Source organism: Streptomyces sp. NPDC005551 (assembly GCF_042871785.1).
Taxonomy (GTDB): domain Bacteria; phylum Actinomycetota; class Actinomycetes; order Streptomycetales; family Streptomycetaceae; genus Streptomyces.
The window spans coordinates 44,436-64,730 of record NZ_JBIAJE010000017.1 but is presented as its reverse complement, the minus strand read 5'-3'; the positions used below and the strand labels follow the sequence as shown (position 1 = coordinate 64,730).

General features: G+C 73.8%; 19 protein-coding genes and 1 riboswitch. Of the genes, 10 read left to right on the top strand and 9 right to left on the bottom strand.

Features of this window, described 5'->3' with window-relative positions; genetic code table 11:
* Positions 1 to 9 precede the first annotated feature (9 nt).
* Genes ACFYP4_RS33555 through ACFYP4_RS33545 form a run of 3 tightly spaced genes read left to right on the top strand, consistent with a single transcriptional unit; the run spans position 10 to position 4,795 of the window.
* Entirely contained in the window at positions 10 to 1,047 is a 1,038-nt protein-coding gene (locus tag ACFYP4_RS33555; protein WP_358855308.1) for a MoxR family ATPase, read from the top strand.
* Positions 1,047 to 2,408: a DUF58 domain-containing protein gene (locus ACFYP4_RS33550; RefSeq protein ID WP_388790634.1), complete on the top strand. Its 1,362-nt coding sequence runs from the start codon at positions 1,047 to 1,049 to the stop codon at positions 2,406 to 2,408. Before ACFYP4_RS33555 ends, ACFYP4_RS33550 begins: the two co-directional genes overlap by 1 nt.
* A complete protein-coding gene (locus ACFYP4_RS33545) occupies positions 2,405 to 4,795 on the top strand; it encodes a DUF3488 and transglutaminase-like domain-containing protein (RefSeq protein WP_358855306.1) in 2,391 nt (796 codons plus the stop codon). Before ACFYP4_RS33550 ends, ACFYP4_RS33545 begins: the two co-directional genes overlap by 4 nt.
* A 394-nt stretch (positions 4,796 to 5,189) precedes the next feature.
* Here ACFYP4_RS33545 and ACFYP4_RS33540 read toward each other — a convergent pair whose 3' ends face one another.
* From ACFYP4_RS33540 to ACFYP4_RS33530, 3 genes are all read right to left on the bottom strand, one after another.
* Positions 5,190 to 5,582, bottom strand: a complete 393-nt coding sequence (locus ACFYP4_RS33540; protein ID WP_358853487.1) for a DUF3040 domain-containing protein — start codon at positions 5,580 to 5,582, stop codon at positions 5,190 to 5,192.
* Between the two features lie 275 nt (positions 5,583 to 5,857).
* Entirely contained in the window at positions 5,858 to 6,628 is a 771-nt protein-coding gene (locus ACFYP4_RS33535; protein WP_358853488.1) for a methyltransferase, read from the bottom strand.
* 312 nt (positions 6,629 to 6,940) lie between these two features.
* Entirely contained in the window at positions 6,941 to 7,480 is a 540-nt protein-coding gene (locus tag ACFYP4_RS33530; RefSeq protein WP_358853489.1) for an SAV_6107 family HEPN domain-containing protein, read from the bottom strand.
* Between the two features lie 183 nt (positions 7,481 to 7,663).
* Here ACFYP4_RS33530 and ACFYP4_RS33525 point away from each other — a divergent pair, with 183 nt between their 5' ends.
* From ACFYP4_RS33525 to ACFYP4_RS33505, 5 genes are all read left to right on the top strand, one after another.
* Entirely contained in the window at positions 7,664 to 8,605 is a 942-nt protein-coding gene (locus ACFYP4_RS33525; protein ID WP_388790629.1) for an ATP-binding cassette domain-containing protein, read from the top strand.
* Positions 8,577 to 10,661: a YhgE/Pip family protein gene (locus ACFYP4_RS33520; RefSeq protein WP_388790626.1), complete on the top strand. Its 2,085-nt coding sequence runs from the start codon at positions 8,577 to 8,579 to the stop codon at positions 10,659 to 10,661. Before ACFYP4_RS33525 ends, ACFYP4_RS33520 begins: the two co-directional genes overlap by 29 nt.
* 23 nt (positions 10,662 to 10,684) lie before the next feature.
* Complete coding sequence (locus tag ACFYP4_RS33515) at positions 10,685 to 11,314, top strand: TetR/AcrR family transcriptional regulator (RefSeq protein ID WP_388790623.1); 630 nt, start codon at positions 10,685 to 10,687, stop codon at positions 11,312 to 11,314.
* 362 nt (positions 11,315 to 11,676) lie between these two features.
* Positions 11,677 to 12,291, top strand: coding sequence for a DUF4126 domain-containing protein (locus tag ACFYP4_RS33510; protein ID WP_358853493.1), 615 nt, complete (start codon positions 11,677 to 11,679; stop codon positions 12,289 to 12,291).
* A 45-nt stretch (positions 12,292 to 12,336) separates the two neighbouring features.
* Positions 12,337 to 13,839, top strand: a complete 1,503-nt coding sequence (locus ACFYP4_RS33505) for an NAD(P)/FAD-dependent oxidoreductase (protein ID WP_358853494.1) — start codon at positions 12,337 to 12,339, stop codon at positions 13,837 to 13,839.
* Between the two features lie 91 nt (positions 13,840 to 13,930).
* Here the strand turns inward: ACFYP4_RS33505 and ACFYP4_RS33500 are convergent, their stop codons facing one another.
* The 6 genes from ACFYP4_RS33500 to ACFYP4_RS33475 all read right to left on the bottom strand — a co-directional run bounded on the left by ACFYP4_RS33500 (position 13,931) and on the right by ACFYP4_RS33475 (position 18,736).
* Positions 13,931 to 14,812 (bottom strand): hypothetical protein, encoded by an 882-nt coding sequence (locus ACFYP4_RS33500; protein WP_358853495.1) that lies wholly within the window; start codon positions 14,810 to 14,812, stop codon positions 13,931 to 13,933.
* A 23-nt stretch (positions 14,813 to 14,835) separates the two neighbouring features.
* A complete protein-coding gene (gene metF / locus ACFYP4_RS33495; RefSeq protein ID WP_358853496.1) occupies positions 14,836 to 15,792 on the bottom strand; it encodes a methylenetetrahydrofolate reductase [NAD(P)H] in 957 nt (318 codons plus the stop codon).
* Between the two features lie 96 nt (positions 15,793 to 15,888).
* Complete coding sequence (thiE, locus tag ACFYP4_RS33490) at positions 15,889 to 16,575, bottom strand: thiamine phosphate synthase (protein ID WP_388790618.1); 687 nt, start codon at positions 16,573 to 16,575, stop codon at positions 15,889 to 15,891.
* A 91-nt stretch (positions 16,576 to 16,666) separates the two neighbouring features.
* Complete coding sequence (locus ACFYP4_RS33485; protein WP_358853498.1) at positions 16,667 to 17,038, bottom strand: Rv2175c family DNA-binding protein; 372 nt, start codon at positions 17,036 to 17,038, stop codon at positions 16,667 to 16,669.
* Positions 17,039 to 17,126: 88 nt separating this feature from the next.
* Positions 17,127 to 18,353: an NAD(P)/FAD-dependent oxidoreductase gene (locus ACFYP4_RS33480; RefSeq protein WP_388790615.1), complete on the bottom strand. Its 1,227-nt coding sequence runs from the start codon at positions 18,351 to 18,353 to the stop codon at positions 17,127 to 17,129.
* A 32-nt stretch (positions 18,354 to 18,385) separates the two neighbouring features.
* Positions 18,386 to 18,736 (bottom strand): hypothetical protein, encoded by a 351-nt coding sequence (locus ACFYP4_RS33475; protein WP_388790612.1) that lies wholly within the window; start codon positions 18,734 to 18,736, stop codon positions 18,386 to 18,388.
* A gap of 52 nt (positions 18,737 to 18,788) precedes the next feature.
* Positions 18,789 to 18,901, top strand: a riboswitch (TPP riboswitch).
* Here ACFYP4_RS33475 and thiO point away from each other — a divergent pair.
* Both thiO and thiS read left to right on the top strand, forming a co-directional pair.
* Complete coding sequence (thiO, locus tag ACFYP4_RS33470; RefSeq protein WP_388790609.1) at positions 18,899 to 20,095, top strand: glycine oxidase ThiO; 1,197 nt, start codon at positions 18,899 to 18,901, stop codon at positions 20,093 to 20,095. It overlaps the preceding riboswitch by 3 nt.
* Entirely contained in the window at positions 20,092 to 20,292 is a 201-nt protein-coding gene (gene thiS, locus ACFYP4_RS33465; RefSeq protein ID WP_388790606.1) for a sulfur carrier protein ThiS, read from the top strand. The genes thiO and thiS overlap by 4 nt, the downstream gene beginning before the upstream one ends.
* Positions 20,293 to 20,295: the final 3 nt, after the last annotated feature.

Sequence of the window (20,295 nt, the reverse complement as noted above, 5' to 3'; positions counted from 1 at the left end):
GAGGGCCGGGTGACGACCTATGACGATCGAGCGAGCCTTACGGATCTGACCGCCACCGCGGAGCGAGTCCGCAGTTCGGTGGAGGGAGTGATCGAGGGCAAGCCAGAGGTCGTACGGCTTTCGCTGACCGTGCTGCTCGCCGAGGGACATCTTCTGATCGAGGATGTCCCCGGCGTCGGCAAGACGATGCTGGCCAAGGCACTGGCGCGGTCCATCGACTGCTCGGTGCGGCGCATTCAGTTCACGCCCGACCTGCTGCCCTCGGACATCACCGGGGTGTCCATCTGGGACCAGCAGCGCCGGGACTTCGAGTTCAAACCGGGGGCGATCTTCGCGCAGATCGTGATCGGCGACGAGATCAACCGCGCCTCCCCCAAGACCCAGTCGGCCCTCCTGGAGTCCATGGAGGAGCGCCAGGTCACCATCGACGGGCAGACCTACGAGCTGCCGGGCCCCTTCATGGTGGTGGCCACGCAGAACCCGGTCGAGATGGAGGGCACCTATCCGCTGCCCGAGGCCCAGCGCGACCGCTTCATGGCCCGGGTCTCCATCGGCTATCCCAGCGCGGAGGCCGAGCTCCAGATGCTGGACGTCCACGGCGGCGTCTCCCCGTTGGACGACCTCCAGCCGGTGGCGCACGCGCACGACATCGTGAAGCTGATCGACGCGGTCCGCACGGTCCACGTCGCCGAGCCGGTCCGGCGCTACGCGGTGGACCTGGTGGCGGCCACCCGTACGCACCCGGACCTCAGACTCGGCGCCTCGCCGCGCGCCACGCTGCATCTGCTGCGCGCGGCGAAGGCGTCGGCCGCCCTCAGCGGCCGGGAGTACGCGCTGCCGGACGACATCCAGGCGCTCGCCGTGGCGGTCCTGGCCCACCGGCTGCTGCCCACGGCACAGGCACAGCTGAACCGCCGTACGGCCGAGCAGGTCGTCCAGGAGATCCTCCAGCGCACGCCCGTGCCCTCGGCTCCCCAGCCGCAGAGCGGGTTCGCCATGGGCCGCGGCACGCCCGCGTTCGACCAGCAGCCGCCCCGGAGGCTGTGATGACGGCCGGGGGGACGGGCCACGCGGAGGAGTCCGGGGGCGGGCTGCGCACGGCGCTCGCCGGACTCACGACACGCGGGCGTTCCTTCCTGGCAGCCGGAGTGGCGGCCGGCGTCTGCGCGTACGTCCTGGGACAGAGCGATCTGCTGCGGGTCGGCCTGCTGCTTGCGGTGCTGCCGCTGCTGTGCGCGACCGTGCTGTACCGCACCCGCTACCGGGTCACCGGCAGCCGCAGGCTCTCCCCCGCGCGCGTGCCCGCCGGTTCCGAGGCCCGCGTCCACCTGCGGATGGACAACGTCTCGCGGCTGCCCACGGGGCTGCTCATGCTCCAGGACCGGGTTCCGTACGTGCTCGGCCCCCGTCCCCGGTTCGTCCTGGACCGGATGGAGGCGGGCGGCCACCGCGAAGTGTCCTACCGCGTGCGCTCCGACCTGCGCGGCCGCTATCCCCTGGGCCCGCTCCAGCTGCGCCTCGCCGACCCGTTCGGGCTGTGCGAGCTGACCCGCTCCTTCTCGACGTACGACACCCTGACGGTCATCCCGCGCGTGGAGCCGCTGCCGCCGGTGCGGCTGAGCGGCGAGGCGAAGGGGTACGGCGACGGGCGGCAGCGTTCGCTCGCGCTGGCCGGCGAGGACGACGTGATACCCCGCGGCTACCGGCACGGCGACGACCTGCGCCGGGTGCACTGGCGGCTGACCGCACGCTACGGCGAGCTGATGGTGCGCCGCGAGGAGCAGCCGCAGCGCGCCCGCTGCACGGTCCTGCTGGACACCCGCGGCATCGCCTACGCCGGCGCCGGCCCGGACGCGGCCTTCGAGTGGGCCGTGTCGGGCGCGGCCTCCACCCTGGTCCACATGCTCGAACGGGGCTTCTCCGTGCGGCTGCTGACGGACACGGGCACTTCGGTGCCCGGCGAGAGCGCCGACGGTTTCGCGGGCGCCACCCAGGAGTCCGCCGACGCGGCGGGGCTGATGATGGACACGCTCGCCGTGGTGGACCACTCGGACGGGGCGGGCCTGTCGCGCGCCTACGACGCGCTGCGCGGCGGGAGCGAGGGGCTGCTGATCGCCTTCCTCGGCGACCTGGACGAGGAGCAGGCGACGGTGCTCGCCAGGATGCGCCGGCGCAGCGGCGGCGCCCTCGCCTTCCTGCTGGAGAGCGACGCGTGGGTGCGGCAGCCGTCCGGTGTCCCCGGCCCGCCGGACGGAAACGGGGAAAGAAGGCTGCGCATGCTGCGTGAGGCGGGCTGGACCGCGGTGAAGGTGCCGCGGGGAGCGGATCTCGCCGACCTGTGGCGGCAGACCGACCGGCAGCGCACGAGCGCCGCGGCCACGGGCAGCCCGATGGGAGGCGGCTCATGAGCGGGCGCGCACGACTGGCGCTGTGTGCCGCGGCGGCGACACTGCTGACCTCCTGCGCCCTGCTGCCGCTGGTCGACCCGGCGACGTGGATCTTGCAGGCGGCCCTGCTGCTGACGGTCCAGACCACGGTGGGCGCGCTGGCCCGGCGGGTGCCGCTGGCCCGGCCGCTGACGGTGGGTCTGCAGGCCCTGGTGACGCTGGTGCTGCTGACGCTGACCTTCGCGCGCGGGCAGGCCCTCGGGGGCGTGATCCCGGGACCGGAGGTGTTCGACCGGCTGGGGACCCTGCTCCAGGCGGGCTCGGACGACGTCGGGCGGTATGCGATCCCGGCGCCGCTGTCGGACGGCATCCGGCTGATGCTGGTCGGCGGAGTCCTGGTGATCGGCCTCGCCGTGGACGCGCTCGCGGTGACGTTCCGCAGCGCCGCCCCGGCCGGGCTGCCGCTGCTCGCGCTGTACTCGGTCGCCGCGGGCCTCTCGGACGGCGGCACCGCGTGGCTGTGGTTCCTGCTCGCGGCCTGCGGATATCTCATGCTGCTGCTGGCGGAGGGGCGGGAACGGCTCTCCCAGTGGGGCCGTGTCTTCGGCGGCGGACCCCGCGGCCCCGGTCCGGACGCGGGGAGCGGCGCGGTCGCCCCCGTCCGCACCGGGCGGCGCATCGGCGCCGTGGCCCTGGGCATCGCCCTGGTGGTGCCGCTCGGTCTGCCCGCCCTGGACGGCGGCCTGCTGGACGGCGCCGGGACCGGCGCCGGGGCGGGCGCCGGGGGCGGCGGCACGATCTCCGCGGTGAACCCCCTGGTCTCGCTGCGCGACAGCCTGAACGTGAACGAGGACCGCCAGGTCATGTCGTACCGCACCGACACCGAGGACACACAGGACCTGTATCTGCGGATCGTCTCCCTCGACGAGTTCGACGGCACGGCCTGGAAGCCGGCCCAGCGCCGCATCCAGGCGGTGCCGGACACGTTGCCGACCCCGGTCGGCCTCGGTCCCGACATCCGCCGGTCGGAGATCCGGACGCGCATCTCGGCGTCCGACTGGTACGCGCAGGACTGGCTGCCGATGCCCTACCCCGCCAGCAAGGTGGACATCGACGGCAACTGGCGCTACGAACCGCTGGGCCGCACGCTCGTCGGTGACCACGGCCAGAACACCCGCGGCGCGCGGTACGAGGTGGCGAGCCTGATCGTGCAGCCGACCGCGGAGCAGCTGGCCTCCGCCCCGCAGCCGCCGGACGCCCTGCGGCGCGAGTTCACCAAGGTCCCGGAGTCGCTGCCGCCCGAGGTGGCGCAGACCGCGCTCAAGGTCACCGAGGACGCGACGAACGACTACGAGCGGGCGGTCGACCTCCAGGACTACTTCGCCGTCGACGGCGGGTTCACGTACGACACCCAGGTGCAGGTCGGCAGCGGTTCCGCCGCGATCGCGCGCTTCCTGCGGGAGAAGGAGGGCTTCTGCGTCCACTTCTCCTTCGCGATGGCCTCGATGGCCCGCACCCTGGGCATACCGGCCCGGGTCGCGGTGGGCTTCACGCCCGGCTCGCCGCAGGCGGACGGTTCGATGTCGGTGGGTCTGCGGGACGCGCACGCCTGGCCCGAGCTGTACTTCGAAGGGGTCGGCTGGACCCGCTTCGAGCCCACCCCCAACCGGGGCACGGTGCCCGAGTACACGCAGGCGGACACCCCGGACAGCAACGTCCCGTCGGTGCCGAGGCCGTCGGGGTCGGCGTCCACGGCCCCGTCCGCCGCGCCGTCGGTGAGCGAGAGCTGCTCGGTCCAGCAGAAGAAGCTGGAGGCCTGCCCGAGCGAGTCCGCCCTGGCCACGGCCGGCTCCGACGACGGCGGTCGGCCCTGGTGGTTGCTGCCGCTGCTCGTCCTGGCCGGGTTCGCGGTACTGGCGGTCCCGTTCCTGCCGATGCTGTGGCGGGCCCGGGTCCGGGCTGTGCGGCTCGGGGCGCACGGGCGTTCGGAGGAGGCCCTCGCGGCTCACGCCCTCGCCGCCTGGCAGGAGGTGACGGACACGGCGTGGGACCACGGCATCGGGCCGGACGAGTCCCGGACACCGCGCGGGGCGGCCGCGCGGATCGTCCGGCTCGGACGGCTGGATCCGCCCGCGGAGGCGGCGCTGCACCGGCTGGCGTCCACGGTGGAGCAGGTCCTCTACGCTCCCCGTCCCCACCCGGCGGCAGGGATCGCGGAGGACGCCCGGCGGGTCACGGACGCGCTCCGGGCGTCGGTGAGCCGTTCCACCCGGCTGCGGGCGCTGCTGGCGCCGCGCTCGGCCGTCCGGGTGGCCTGGGCCGCCTCGTCCCGCTGGACGGCCCTGCGCTCCGGACTCGCCGCGCGCCGGGCGGCCTTGCTGCGACGCCCTTCGGGCCAGAACGGCTGACGCGAGCAGGGGCCCCTCGCCCGACGCCGGGCGAGGGGCCCCTGTCGGTTCCCGGTCACCGGCGGGAGGGGCCCCTGTCGGTTCCCGAGGACGGAGGGACGGCCCGCAAGCCGGTTGCGGCACACCTCACCGCGCCTGGCCGCACCGGGCGGACCGGCACGTTCCACCTCTCCGGGGCGGGCGGACCGGCCTGCTCCACCTCTCCGGGCAGGCGGACCGGCCCGCTCCACATTTCCGGGCGGGCGGCCTCGCCCCGTCGCTCGCGGCGGGACTGACCGGCTCGCCAGCCGGGGCCGGGTGAAGGCATGCGTGAGGGGGTGTCCCGCCCGGCCGGGCGGGACACCCCCTCACGCGATGTCTGTGGCTGCGGCGACCCGCAGGGTCAGGGCAGGCCCTAGTGACCCTGCTCGTCTCGACGGCGCTGCCAGCGTTGTTCGATGCGGTCCATCATGGAGCGGCGCTGCCGCGGCTGACGACGGACGCCCGGTGCACCGGCGGCCGGCTGTTCACCCGGCTTGGGGGCCTTGCGCCAACCGGTGACGGCGAGCACCGCACAGCCCAGCATGACGAGGAAGCCCACCACGCTGATCCAGATCTGCTGGGCGACCATTCCGGCCATGAGGAGCGCGATACCCACAAGAAAGCCCGCGACCGCCTGGTAGACCCGTCGCCGGGTGTACGTACGCAGCCCGCTTCCCTCAAGCGCTGTCGCGAACTTGGGATCTTCGGCGTACAGCGCTCGCTCCATCTGCTCGAGCATTCGCTGCTCGTGCTCCGAGAGCGGCACGGAGTCCTCCTCATCGTGCAGTCGCCGGGGCGACTGGGGGTCCCCTTCAGGATAGGCAGGGAATCGCCCCCGTGAAACCCGCCCCTCTACGCCAATCGGCCAACCGGAACCCGCCACGGCGGTCCGGCCCGCTGGAGCGTGCATTCCCCGGCGGCCGACCCGTCATGCCGGGTGGTCTCCCTCGATCATACGGCGCGGGGCGCCCGATCGGGGGGCCTGTGGCGTACTCCATCCGCCGCCCCGGCGCTGATCAGCGGCGCGTCACGGACGGCGGCTCACGCCTCGCCGGCACCCCGGGACTCACCCAGCACATGGAGCTGTGTCGCCACGGAGTGGAAGGCGGCGAGCTCGGCCGCCGCGGCCTCCAGCTTGAGCAGCGCGTCGAGGGCGCCCGGTTCGGTGTCCACGAGGACGCCGGGGACCAGGTCGGCGAAGACCCGCACGCCGTGCACGGCACCGACCCGCAGGCCCGCGCCCTCGACGAGCGCGGTGAGCTGTGCGGCGGTGAAGCGGTGCGGTACGGGATCACCCTCGCCCCAGCGTCCGTCCGGGTCGTCGAGCGCCTGCCTGGCCTCCTTGAAGTGCCCGGCGAGGGCGCGTGCGAGCACCGCTCCGCCCAGACCGGCGGCGAGCAGACTGAGCACGCCTTCGGGGCGCAGGGCGTCCACCACGTTGCGCACGCCCTCGGCGGGGTCGTCCACGTACTCCAGGACGCCGTGGCAGAGCACCGCGTCGTAGCCGCCGCGCTCGACGACGTCGAAGAGGCCGTGGGCATCGCCCTGGACGCCCTTCACGCGGTCGGCGACGCCCGCCTCACCGGCGCGGCGCTCCAGCGCGAACAGTGCGTTCGGGCTGGGGTCGACGACCGTGACGCGATGGCCGAGGCGGGCCACGGGCACCGCGAAGTTGCCGCTGCCGCCCCCGGTGTCGAGGACGTCGAGCGATTCCCGTCCCGTGGCCTTCACGCGGCGGTCGAGAGCGTCCTGGAGGACCTCCCAGACCACGGCGGTACGGAGGGCGGCGCGGGGGCGCATCGGGTCCGACACGGCAGTTGACTCCTCGGCGCGGCACCGCCTGCTGTCCGGCGGAGCGATCGGGACGCCTCCCGCTGGGAGGCTGCATGCGCCTCCCACCTTATTGCCTCCGCCGCCGTGCCCGGCTCGCCGTCTCACGCGGTGGATCACGCGGTGGATCACGCCATGGATCACGCGGCGGATGACGGTGTGGATCACGCCGTGGGTCGCGCGGATCCACGATGGTCACCCGCCGGTGCCGCGACCGAGCACGCGGCGGACCGCCGGCCGGCCACGCGCCGCTCCCGGGCCGCCCCGGCAGCGGCCGAACGCGACGGCCCGCGCTCACCCCGCGTCCGGGACCTCTCGGTCCTCGTCCTGCCTGGGCTGCGGCAGGACCGGCTGGAGGACCAGCATCCGCTCGACGAGGCGCAGGAACATGGCCACGTCGCGTATCAGGTCGTCGGCGTCCCGCGGGGCGGCCGCGCCCTGTATGCCCGCTTCCGCGCGGGCCCGGCGCCCGGCTCCGGAAGCGAACAGCGCGCCCCACTCGGCCAGTTCGGGCGCGATCTCGGGGAGCACTTCCCAGGCGCTCCGGATGCGCGCCCGGCGCCGGGGCGTGGTCTCCGGGCGTCCCCGCGCGGCGAGCACGGCGGCGGCGGTGCGCAGGGCCGCCAGGTGCGCCGTGGCATAGCGCTCGTTGGGCGTCTCGAGGGTGGTCGCCTCCTCGAGCCCGGCACGGGCCTGGGCGAGCAGGTCGAGGGCTGCGGGCGGAGCTGTCGTCCGGCGCAGCACGGGGTGCACGTCGCTCGCCGGACCGGTCAGTGAGGGTGCAGGGCCGGCGGCGCCGCGCCGGTGGGCGGCGGCTGCGGAAGAGGTGGCCATGACGAACCTCCTGTCGTCTGTGTGACGGCACTGTGGCCGTATGTACCCATCGTGAGCTATGGCACTGACAATCCGTTCCGACCTGGCCTTTTGCCTCGGTCAGGGGTTCGAGATAGTTTTTGCACTGACCAGTCAGTTCAAAAGGGGCCCGCGTGGCCCCGCCTCAGGGGAGCGAGGGGGGACATGGGCGAGTCAGAAGAAGTCGCCGCGGTCGCCGTCGGTGCGCAGGGTTTCGGCCTCAAGGGGCCGCGCGGCTGGGCGTTCCGGGGCGTCGGCATCGACGCGGAACCCGGCTCGCTGATCGCGGTGGAGGGACCGTCGGGCTCCGGCCGGACCTGCCTGCTGCTCGCGCTCACCGGGCGGATGAAGCCCACCGAGGGGCGGGCGTCGGTCGGTTCCCTCGCGCTGCCCCAGCAGATGGCGGCGGTCCGCGGGATCAGCGCGCTCGCCCATGTCCCCGGCGTCACGGACCTGGAGCCGGCCCTGACGGTCGGGGAGCACCTCCTCGAACGTGCGCTGCTGCGGCGCCGGTTCACCGGCCCGCTGCGCGACACCGTGCGCGGACTCCTGCGCCCGCGTGCCGAGCGGCTGGCCGAGGCCGGACAGCGCGCCGAACGGGCCCTTCGGGCCGCCGGACTCGACCCCGCCACCCTGCCGAAGGGAACGCGGACGGCCGTGCGCGACCTGGAGCGGCTGGAGGCGCTGCGGCTCTCCGTCGCGCTGGCCCTCGTCGGCGAACCGCGGCTGCTGGCCGTCGACGACACCGACCTCAAGCTGTCGGACGCCGAACGGGCGGAGGTCTGGGCCCTGTTGAGGTCGCTGGCCGCGTCGGGCACCACGGTCGTGGCGGTGTGCAGCGAGGCCCCCGAGGGAGCCGTCGTCGTCTCCACCGGCCCCGCACCCGAAGAGCCCGGCCCGGACGCGGGACAGGACCCCGGCCCCGGCCATCGGGACGAACCCGGGCACGCGGCCCGGCACGACGAAGTCCGCGAGGACCGCGAGGACCGCAACGGTCGCACGGCCGACAGGGCCGACAGGGCCGACAGGGCCGACAGGGCCGACAGGGCCGATAAGGACGACGACAAGGAGACGGCGGATGCGCTCGCCGAAACTGGCCGCGCTTGAGCTTCGGCGCTTCGGCAGGGGAAGGCTGCCGCGCGCGGCACTGGCCGCCCTGCTGCTGCTGCCCCTGCTCTACGGCGCCCTCTACCTGTACTCGTTCTGGGACCCGTACGGGCGCCTGGACCGCATCCCCGTGGCACTGGTGAACGACGACGCGGGGGCGACCGCCGCCGGACGGAAGCTGAACGCCGGCGACGACATCACCAAGGGGCTGCACGAGAGCGACACCTTCGAGTGGCACGAGGTGAGCGCCGCCGAGGCCCGCAGGGGCGTCGAGGACGGCACGTACTACCTGTCGCTCACCATGCCGGAGGACTTCAGCCGGCGGATCGCGTCCAGCTCCGGGGACTCCCCCGAGACGGGCGCGCTCCAGGTGCGTACGAACGACGCGAACAACTACATCGTCGGGCAGATCTCCCGGACGGTGTTCAGCGAGGTGCGCACGGCGGCGTCCACGAAGGCCTCCCGGTCCTTCCTCGACCGGATCTTCATCTCCTTCTCCGACATCCACGGGGAGACGGTCAAGGCAGCCAAGGGGGCCGACCGGCTCAAGGGCGGGATCGGCAAGGCCAAGAAGGGCTCCAAGGCTCTCGCCGACGGCCTGAAGGACGCCGAGGCGGGCAGCGGAAAGCTGTCCTCGGGCCTGCGGAAGCTCAACAAGGGAGCGGGTGACCTCGAGGACGGCTCGCGGCGGGTGGCCGACGGCACGCAGACGCTCGCCGACAAGGTCAACGGGGTCGCCGCCGGCGTACGGCCCTTCCTGAAGGACAACGAGAAGACGATCGGCGACACGGCCCGGCTGGTCGCCGACTCGGCGTCCGCGGTCCGCCACAACCTCGACACCCTGGTGAGGACCGCCCCGGCCGCCGCCAGGGGCGCCCGCACCGCCTCCGACACCCTCGACCGCATCCACCGGGCGCGCTGCGAGACCGCGGTGGTGCCCGACCCGGCGTGTCCGGAACTCAAGAAGGCCAAGCAGGCCGCGGCGGATGTGGCGACGGTCGCCGACGACGTGAACACGCTCGTGAGCGACCAGGACGGCGGCCTCGACACGCTCGACAAGAACCTGGCCACCCTGGAGAAGCAGGCCCGGAGTCTCGCCAGGCGCTCGCCGCACCTCTCCGAGGACCTCGACGACGCCGTCACCCGGATCAACGCACTGAACAGCGGGGCCGGGAAGGTCGCCAAGGGCGCCAAGACGCTGCACACGGGTCTGGGCACCGCCAAGAGCGGCGCCGCCGACCTCGACACCGGCATCGGCAAGCTCAGGACGGGCGCGGTCGACCTCGACGGCGGCATGTACAAACTGGCCGACGGCTCCGGGAAGCTGGCGGGCGGCCTGCACGACGGCGCGGGCAGGATCCCCGACTACGACGAGAACGACCGGGACCAGCGCACCCAGGTCATGTCCGACCCGGTGCAGCTCGCCTCGCGGGACCTGCACAAGGCGCCGAACTACGGCACCGGATTCGCGCCGTACTTCATTCCGCTCTCCCTGTGGGTGGGCGCGATGGTGGCGTACATGCTGATCCCGCCGCTCAACCGGCGCGCGCTCGCGGCCGGCGCCCCGGCCTGGCGGATCACCCTGGCGGGCTGGCTGCCGGTCGCGGCCCTCGGCGTCCTGCAGACCGCCGCCCTGATGGCGGTGCTCCACTGGCTGGTCGGTCTCGACATGGTGCGGGCGGCCGGGACGGTGGGCTTCCTGTTCCTGGTGACGGCGTGCTTCGCGGCGATCGTGCAGTGGCTGAACGCGCGCTTCGGGGCCGCGGGCCGCATCCTCGTCCTCGCGCTGCTGATGCTCCAGCTGACCTCGGCGGGCGGCACCTACCCCGTGCAGACCAGTCCCGGGTTCTTCAACGCCATCCATCCGTTCCTGCCGATGAGCCATGTCGTCGACGCCCTCCGCAGGCTCATCACGGGCGGCGGGCTCGGTCCGGTCTGGCAGGCGTGCGCCGTCCTCGTGGCGTTCACCGCGGGCGCCCTCGCCCTGACCGCCGTCTCCGCCCGCCGCAAGCAGGTGTGGACGCTCGACCGGCTGCACCCGGAGCTGACCCTGTGACCGTTCCTGTGAGAATCAAGGCCATGGAAAGCACCAGTGCCACGGGGGCCGGGAGCAGCCGTCGCGAGGCGACCCGGCAGAAACTCTACGAGGCGGCCGTCACCCTCATCGCCGAACAGGGGTTCTCCGCCACCACCGTGGACGAGATCGCCGAACGGGCGGGAGTCGCGAAGGGCACCGTCTACTACAACTTCGCGAGCAAGTCCGTCCTCTTCGAGGAGTTGCTGCGGCACGGCGTCGGGCTCCTCACCGCGTCCCTCAGGGAGGCGTCCGAGAAGGCGGCGCGGGAGGGCGGCAGCAAGGTCGACGCGCTGGACGCGATGATCAGGGCCGGGCTCGTCTTCATCGACCGCTATCCCGCGTTCACCCAGCTGTACGTGGCCGAGCTGTGGCGCACCAACCGGGCCTGGCAGTCCACCCTGATGGTGGTCAGGCAGCAGGCGGTCGCGGTCGTCGAGGACGTCCTGCGCGACGGCGTGGCGAACGGCGAGCTCAGCGGCGAACTCGACATCCCGCTGACGGCGGCGGCGCTGGTCGGCATGGTCCTGGTGGCCGCCCTGGACTGGCAGGCGTTCCAGCCGGAGCGGTCCCTGGACGACGTGCACGCGGCGCTGTCCCGGCTCCTCCAGGGGCGCGTGAGCGGCAGCCGCTGAGCGGGCCGGCACGCGAAGGCGCCGGTCCGGTCCGGCCGCGTCCCCCGCGGACCGCCTCGGACCGGCGCCTTTCCGTACTCCCCCGTACTCCCCCGTGCCGCGGGCCCGGTGCGGTCGTCCACCGGGTCCCCCGTACCTCGCTCCCGCCGGGTGCCGGCGGGAGGAGCGGTCGAGGGCCGGCTCCGTTCCGCCGCCCCGTGCCGGCGGTGCCGGAGCCGCGCCCCTCTCCGTGCCTCCACTCTGTCGTTTCCGCAGGCCCAGCCCATCCGTGCGGCTACTCATCCCGTCGGCTGAGTACCCCTGCTCAGTCCTGGGCACAGGGGCCCACGACGCCGCGCCCCCGCCTGGATACGATCGCGTCCGTGTCCGTACTCCCTTTGGTCTTCACCAGCGGCTGGGCCAGCGGCATCAACGCGTACGCGGTGGTGCTGCTCCTCGGCGTCTTCGGCGCGACCGGCCTGAGCGACGAGGTGCCGGAGTCCCTGCAGCGCCCGGAGGTCCTGATCACCGCCGCGGTGCTCTTCCTCTGCGAGGCGGTCGCCGACAAGATCCCGTACGTCGACTCGGTGTGGGACTCGGTGCACACCGTGATCCGGCCCGTGTCGGGGGCGGTGGTCGGGGCCCTGCTCGCCGGACAGAGCGGTTCGCTCCCGGATCTCGCGGCGGGCGCCGTCGGGGGTTCGACGGCGCTGGCGAGCCACGCGGTCAAGGCCGGCACCCGGATGGCGATCAACAGCTCACCCGAGCCGTTCAGCAACATCATCGTGAGCCTTGCCGAGGATCTCGGGGTCGCCGGGATCCTCACCTTCGCGATGTTCCACCCGCAGGCCGCCGCGGTCATCGCCGGCGCCCTGCTGCTCGCCGGACTGCTGGTGCTCTACTTCCTGGTCTCCCGCATCCGGCGCTTTCTGCGCCGCAGGGCCCAGCGCCGGGAGGAGCGGCGGCTCGCGGCGCGGACGGTGTGGCCGCCCGGCTGACGGCCGCGCGCCGGGTTGTCGGTGGCGGCCGATAAAGTCCCTGGCATGGCACGGATTGCGGTGATCGGCGCCGGGATGGGCGCGATGGCGGCCGCCGCCCGGCTGGCCGTCGCGGGCCACCGGGTGGTGGTGTACGAGCGCACGGCGACGTACGGCGGCGCGCTGCGCCGTCTCGAGCGCGACGGGTTCTCCTTCGACCTCGGGCCGGGACTGCTGACAGTGCCCGCCGTCTACCGCGACCTGTTCGTCAAGACCGGCAAGGAGCCGCTGGAGGCGTGCGCCGAGCTGGTGCAGGTGGACCCGTCGTCGCAGCACGTCTTCGCCGACGGCACCCGGGTCGCCCTGTCGAACGCCTCCCGCGCGGGCGTCGTCAGCGCCCTGGACGAGGCGCTCGGCGCGGGCGCGGGGGCCCGCTGGGGCGACTTCCTGGTGCGGGCGCGCGAGGCGTGGGACCGCACCCGCCGGCCCCTCCTGGAGGAGCCGCTGTGGCCGAACTGGCCGGTGCTGGCCGAGCGCGAGCCCTACCCGGCGGTGCCGCACAAGCGTCTGCTGCGCACCCGGCGGGCCGCCACGCTCGCCGAGGTCGGCGCCTGGGAGCTGCGCGACCCGCGGCTCACCGCCCTGCTGGAGAGCCACGCCCTGGCGTACGGGCTCGACCCCCGCACCGCCCCCGCGGCGGCGGCCGTCCTGCCGTACATGGAGCACGCCTTCGGCACCTGGTACGTGCGCGGTGGCGTCCGTGAGCTGGCCCGCGCGGTGTACGAGCGGTGCCTGGCCCGCAGGGTCGAGTTCGTGTTCGGTGCGCAGGTCGCGCGGATCGTCGAGAAGGACGGGCGGGCGGCGGGCGTCGAGCTCGCCGGGAGCGCGGGCACGGTCGCCGAGGCCGACCTGGTGGTGGCGGGGGTCGCTCCCGGTGTGCTGGAAGCCCTCGCCCCGGGCACGGCGCTGCGGGGCGGTGCCGGCGTCGTCCCGCCGCAGCGCGGCGCGGCGAGCCGGCTGACGGTGCTGCTGGCGCTGAGAGGCGGCCGGCCGGCCGGGGCCGCCCACCGGACGGTGGTGCACGCGGCGGACCGTGACGAGGAGTTGCACCGGCTCTTCGGCGACCGTCCGGGGCTCGCCGCGGCCCCCACCCTCACGCTGCTGCGCCCGGACGACCCGGCGTCGGCACCGGACGCGGAGCACGAGGCGGTGACCCTGACCGCGACCGTCCCGGCGGGCCTCGAGGTGTCCGCACCGGACGTGGAGCGGCTGCTCGGCGTCGCGGAGCGTGCCCTGCCGGGGCTCCGCGGCCGTCTTCTGTGGCACGAGGTCCACGCGCCCGCGGACATCGCCGAGGCGACCGGCGCGGCCGGTGGCGCGGTGCCCGCCCCGGCGCTCGCGGCGGCGGACGGACGGCTGCTGCACCCGTCGAACAGCACCGCGCTGCCGGGGCTGTTCGCGGTGGGCGGCTGGGCGCACCCCGGCGGCGGGCTGCCGCACGCGGGGATGTCGGGTGCGCTCGTCACCGGCCTCGTCGTGGAGGGGCCGGACTTCCGGGGCTCGCAGTGAGGTGACCGGGGGGCTCAGGGGCCCGCAGAGGTGACCCGGGGGGCCGGGTCGCCGGGGGCTTCCCAAGGACGACCGCGGCGGCGCTCCGGGGTCAGTACCGGTACTGCTCGTCGTAGCCGGTGCTGCTGCCGTTGCCGTCGCCCTGGTAGGGGTACGGCTGCTCCGGCGGCAGTTCGCCGCCGTAGGGGTCCTCGGCGTTGCGCTGCTGGGGCACCCAGACGCCGCCGGGCGGGGTCTCGCCCGCGGAGGTCCCGGTGTACTGGAACTGGTCGTAGCCCTGCTGCCCGTACGCCTGGCCGTCGTAGCCGGCGGTGTCGTACGAGGCGCTGCCGTAGGTCTGCGTGCCGATGTACGGGTCGGAATAGGCCGCGTACTGCTGCTGTCCGGTGTCGTAGCCGTACTGCTGCTGGTCGTATCCCGCGTAGCTGCCGTAGGCGTAGGCCTGCTGGTCCTGGGACTGGCCGGTGCCCTGCGGCGGGTTGCCGGCGTACGCGTTCTCGTCGTAGACACCGTAGGAACCGGTGTCGTCGGGCAGCGGCTGCGGCTCGTAGACGGCGGCGGCCGCGGGGGCGGACGGCGGCGCGGGCGTGAAGACGTCGTCGGGGTCGTAGTCGTCGTCGCGTGTGTACGGCCGGACGCCGGTCGCCTCCGCACCGGAGACCTCCGGCGCGGGCTCCTCGCGGTCCTGCTCGCCGCGGCGCCGCTTGCTGGCGCCCGGACGGCCGCCGATGGCCCAGCCGGTCGAGAAGCCGCGGCGGAAGGACAGCGTGACGTACGTCTGCCCGACCGCGAAGGCGGCGGCGCCCAGTCCGATGACCACCACGGAGGGGATCAGCACGCCGACGACGACGCAGAGGAAACCGGCGAAGGCGAGCAGCCGCCAGCGCAGCCGCGCCTTGTACTGCAGCAGCACCTCACCCAGCAGCCACAGTGCGACCATCCCGAACGCGATGTAGAGGACCGTCCAGCCCATGTACGCCCCTCTCCCAGTAACCGCTACGCAGTGTGTCGCACACCGGCGCGGCCGGTCCAGGCCCGCTGTGGGTGGTGCAGGCCCAGATTCTCGTAGATCTCAAGTGTCGCCGTGGAGTTGTTGAGCGTGATGAAGTGCAGGCCGGGAACTCCCTCGGCCAGCAGTCGCGCGCAGAACTCGGTGGCGAACTCGATGCCAATGGAGCGTACAGCCGCCGGATCGTCTTTGGCTGTGAGGATCCGCTCTTTCAGCTCCGCCGGGATGGAGGCGTTGCTGAGTTGTGGCAGTCGTTCCAGCATCCTCACACTCGTCACCGGCATCACCTCGGGGATCACCGGGGTGCCGCAGCCGGCCGCGGAGACCCGGTCGCGCAGGCGCAGGTACGACTCGGGGTGGAAGAACATCTGCGTGATCGCGTAGTCGGCGCCCGCGCGGCACTTGTCGACGAAGTGCGCGACGTCCAGGTCCCATTCGGCGGACCGCGGGTGCATCTCGGGGAAGGCCGCGACGCCGACGCAGAAGTCGCCGGACTCCTTGATGAGGCGGACGAGATCGGCCGCGTAGGCGAGGCCCTGGGGGTGCGGGACCCACTCGCCCATGGGGTCGCCGGGCGGATCGCCGCGCACCGCGAGCATGTTCCGGATCCCGGCGTCCGCGTACTGCCCGATGATGTTGCGCAGCTCGGCGACGGAGTGGTTCACGGCGGTGAGGTGGGCGACCGGGGTGAGTGTCGTGTCGGCGACGATCTGTTCGGTCTCCCGGACCGTGCCCGCTCGGGTGGAACCACCGGCTCCGTAGGTGACGGAGACGAAGTCGGGCGCGACGGCCTCGACCCGGCGGAGCGCGTTCCACAGGTTCCGCTCGCCCTTGGGGGTCTTCGGCGCGGAGAACTCGAACGAGTACGTCTTCTTGCCGGTCGCGAGCATGTCGCGCACGGTGCGTGCGCGATCAGTCCTGGTGGAAGCAGATCCGAGGGCCATGTTCGCAGGTTAGCCAGGGGAGGCCGGTCACCCAACCGGAGAGAGGGGATTCGTCCAGATTCGTCGGCTTCTTGTCCATCCCTCGGACAGCGGGCGTCACCGCGGCGGCCGGACGTCCCGCAGCCGCTTCGCGAACGCGCCGGCCGCCGCTCCCGGATCGTCCGCCTCGGTGATCGCCCGGACGACGACGACCCTGCGGGCGCCGGCCTCCAGGACCTGGTCCACGTTGCCCAGGTCGATGCCGCCGATGGCGAACCAGGGGCGGTCGGTGTCCAGCGAGGCGGTGTACCTGACCAGGTCGAGGCCCGGCGCGTGGCGGCCCGGCTTGGTGGGGGTGGGCCAGCACGGACCCGTGCAGAAGTAGTCGACGCCCTCCTGGACCGCGGCGGCCGCGGCCTCGGACTCCGCGTGCGTGGAGCGTCCGATCAGGATGTCGTCGCCGAGGACGGCGCGGGCCGCGGGGACCGGCAGGTCGCCCTGGCCGAGGTGCAGGATCCGGGCGCCGGCCGGATGCGCGGCGCGGCTCGCGTGGGCCACGTCCGCCCGGTCGTTCACCGAGAGCAGCGCGCCGTGCCGGCGGCAGGCGTCCGCGAACAGCTCCAGGTACGCGAGCTCCTCCGCCGCCTCCAGGCTCTTGTCCCGCAGCTGCACCAGGTCGACACCGCCCGCCAGCACCGCGTCGAGGAACTCGGGGAGGTCGCCCTGGCGCTTGCGGGCGTCCGTGCACAGGTACAGGCGGGCGTCGGCGAGCTGTGCGCGGGCGGCGGCACCGGTCTCGGACATCGTTGGGTCCCCCGTGGTCGGCGGTGTACGGACCGCGGCGGCCGGGCGGGCCGGCGGGCCGTGGTCCGTACACCGGAAGGTTTTCGTCGGATCAGACGGCGAGCGCCTGGGCGCGGCGCTTCACCTCCGTGCCGCGATTCTCGCTCAGAGCCTGCGCGGGGGTGCCGGGCAGGCTGGAGTCGGGGGTGAAGAGCCACTCCAGCATCTCTTCGTCGTTGTAGCCGTCGTCCCGCAGGAGCGTCAGGGTGCCGGACAGGCCCTTGACGACCTTCTGCTCGGCCCCGTCGATGAAGGCGGCGGGGACGTGCAGCGCGCGGTTCTCACCACGGCGTACGGCGATGAGCTGGCCGTCCTTCACCAGCTGCCGGACGCGGGTCACCTCGACGCCGAGCATCTCGGCGATGTCGGGAAGGGTGAGCCAGTCGGGGACGAGAGCATCGATCTTTGCGTCAATCTCGGTCACGGGACAAGCCTGCCATCTGGGACCGACAGTCGGAAGCCGGGCCCGTCCGACCTGGGGAGGGGGGCCGGGGCGACCGGGACGTCATCGGCTACGCCGCGGCCGTCTTCAGCGGCTTCGACGGGTCCGTCAGGGCGGCCGCGTCCATCGGTGTGCCCGCCTCGATGAGTTTGCGTCCCTGGGCCAGGTCCCGGGGCCGGCCCACCGCGAGCAGGGCGACCAGGCGGTCCTCGCGCAGCCAGCACACCGTCCATGCGGCGCCCGACGGGTCGCCGCGCCACAGGGTGGTGTCGGCGGACGCGTGGTGGCCCGCGTACTGCACGAAGCGCCCGAACTGCTCGGACCAGAAGTACGGCACTGGGTCGTACACCGCGGGGGTCTCGCCGATGATGTTCGCCGCCACCGTGCGCGGTCCCTGGAGGGCGTTGTCCCAGTGGTGGACCAGCAGGCGCCCCTCGTACCGACCCGAGGGGAAGGAGGCGCAGTCGCCGACGGCGTAGACGTCGGGCGCGGAGGTGCGCAGGTGCGCGTCGGCCACGATCTCGCCGTGGGCGCCGAGCCCGATGCCGGAGCCGGTGAGCCAGCCGGTCGCGGGGCGGGCCCCGATGCCGACGACGACCGCGCCCGCGGGCACCCGCGAGCCGTCGTCGAGGACGACGGCGCCGGGCTCGACGCGCTCCACGCGCGCGTGCGTGCGCAGCGCGGCTCCGCTGTCGGCGTACCAGGCCGCCATGGGCGCGGCGACCTCGGGAGGCAGCGCCCCGGCCAGCGGACGGTCGGCGGCCTCGACGACGGTCACCGCGCAGCCGGCCTCGCGCGCCGCGGTCGCGAACTCGGCGCCGATCCAGCCCGCGCCGACGACCACGATGTCGTGCTGCTCGGCGAGGACCGGGCGCAGCCGCTCGGCGTCGTCCAGGGTGCGCAGCAGATGGACTCCGGGGACGCCCTCCGTGCCGGGCAGCCGGATCGGTTCCGCTCCGGTCGCGAGGACCAGGACGTCGTACCGCACGGGACCTTCGGCGGTGTCCAGCTCGTGGTCCGCGGGGCGCACTCCGAGCACCTCGCAGCCGAGGCGCAGCCCGATGCCGAGCGCCTCGAAGTCGACGTCGAAGGCGGAGCCCTCGGCCTTGCCGAGCAGCACCGCCTTGGACAGCGGCGGCCTGTCGTACGGCTGGTGCGGCTCCGCGCCGATCAGCGTCACCGTGCCGGCGAAACCCTGTTCGCGCAGGGCGACCGCGGTCTGCACCCCGGCCATGCCCGCGCCCACGACGACGACCCGCCGCTCCGTGCGTTCCTCGGCCCGCGTCTGCTCGCTCACCTGATCACCATAGATACCTGACGTCCCGTCAGTCATCGGGTGTGCGGGGTGATCTCCTCCACCACGCTGGTCCCGCTGCCCTCCTGCGACTCCCACTGCCAGCTCTCCTCAAGCCGTACCCGTCCGTCGGCCAGCTCGACGACCGAGGACACGCAGTGCCCGGAAGAGGTCGTTCCGTCGTGCTTCAGCTGCACGTACCGGAAGTCGAGGCGGTCACCCTCACGCCTACCCACGAGATGACCTCGTACGACATCCCCGCCCGAGTACTCGGCCCAGATCTCCCCGTTCCGCTCGTGGTAGGTGAACCGGGTGCGGGTGCCGACCTGGCCCGGCGCCTGGTCGGCGACCGGGGCGAGGACGAGGCCGTCGAGCGAGCGGGCCATGGTGGGGAACTCCTCTACTGGGGTCCGGGGCGACGGGCTAGGGTGGCCAACGTAAAGCACACGCGGGAGCCCGGACGCACCGGGCTGAGAGGGAGGCTGGGCGGCCTCCGACCGTACGAACCTGATCCGGGTCATGCCGGCGAAGGGAGGGGCTGGACGCCCATGTCGCGTATGTCGCACGCCGCGCCCACCGCACCGGGGTCCGCGGGGATCCCGGACGTCCTCGTCGTGGGCGGCGGCATCATCGGGCTGGTGACCGCCTGGCGGGCCGCACAGCGGGGGCTCAGCACCGCGGTCGTCGACCCCGAGCCGGGCGGCGGAGCCGCGCAGGTGGCCGCGGGCATGCTGGCCGCCGTCACCGAACTGCACTACGGCGAGCAGACCCTGCTGAGCCTCAACCTGGCCTCCGCGCGCCGCTATCCGGACTTCGTGGCCGAGCTGACCGAGGTGACCGGCCTCGACCCCGGTTACCGCAGGTGCGGCACACTCGCCGTCGCGCTGGACGCCGACGACCGCGCGCACCTGCGCGAACTGCACGCCCTCCAGCAGCGGTCGGGTCTGGAGTCGGAGTGGCTCAGCGGTCGCGACTGCCGCCGTCTGGAGCCGATGCTCGCCCCGGGCGTGCGCGGCGGGCTGCGGGTGGACGGGGACCACCAGGTCGACCCGCGCCGGCTCGCCGCCGCCCTGGTCGCGGCCTGCGAGCGGGCCGGAGTGGTCCTCCACCGCACCTGGGCCGAGCACCTGACCGTCGTACGGGGCCGGGCCGCCGGGGTGCTCACCCGCGACGGCACGGCCCTCGCGGCCGGCCAGGTGGTCCTCGCCGCGGGCAGCCTCAGCGGACGGCTGGCGGGCGTCCCCGACGACCTGCTGCCGCCGGTGCGTCCCGTGAAGGGGCAGGTGCTGCGGCTGACCGTACCGGAGCGGTACGCGCCGTTCCTGAGCCGGACCGTGCGCGCCGTCGTGCGCGGCAGTCACGTCTACCTGGTGCCCCGCGAGAGCGGTGAGCTGGTCGTGGGCGCCACCAGCGAGGAACTTGGCTGGGACACCACGGTCACCGCGGGCGGCGTGTACGAGCTGCTGCGCGACGCGCACGAACTGGTCCCCGGGATCACCGAGCTGCCGCTGACCGAGACGCGCGCCGGACTGCGCCCCGGCTCGCCGGACAACGCGCCGCTGCTCGGCCCGACCGGGCTCGACGGCCTGTCGCTGGCCACCGGCCACTACCGCAACGGCGTGCTGCTCACGCCGGTCACCGGCGACGCCATGGCGCACGTCCTCACCACCGGTGAACTCCCGGACGAGGCACGCCCCTTCACCCCCGAACGCTTCAGCACGGCCCGTACGGAGCAGCCCGCATGAACATCCACGTCAACGGGGAACCGCGGCACGTCACCCCGGGCATCGCACTCGACGCGCTCGTCGCGACCCTCACCGCGGCCCCCTCCGGGGTCGCGGCCGCCCTGAACGAGACCGTCGTCCCCCGCACCCGGTGGGCCGCGACGGCCCTCGCCGAGGGAGACCGCGTCGAAGTCCTCACCGCCGTCCAAGGAGGCTGACCC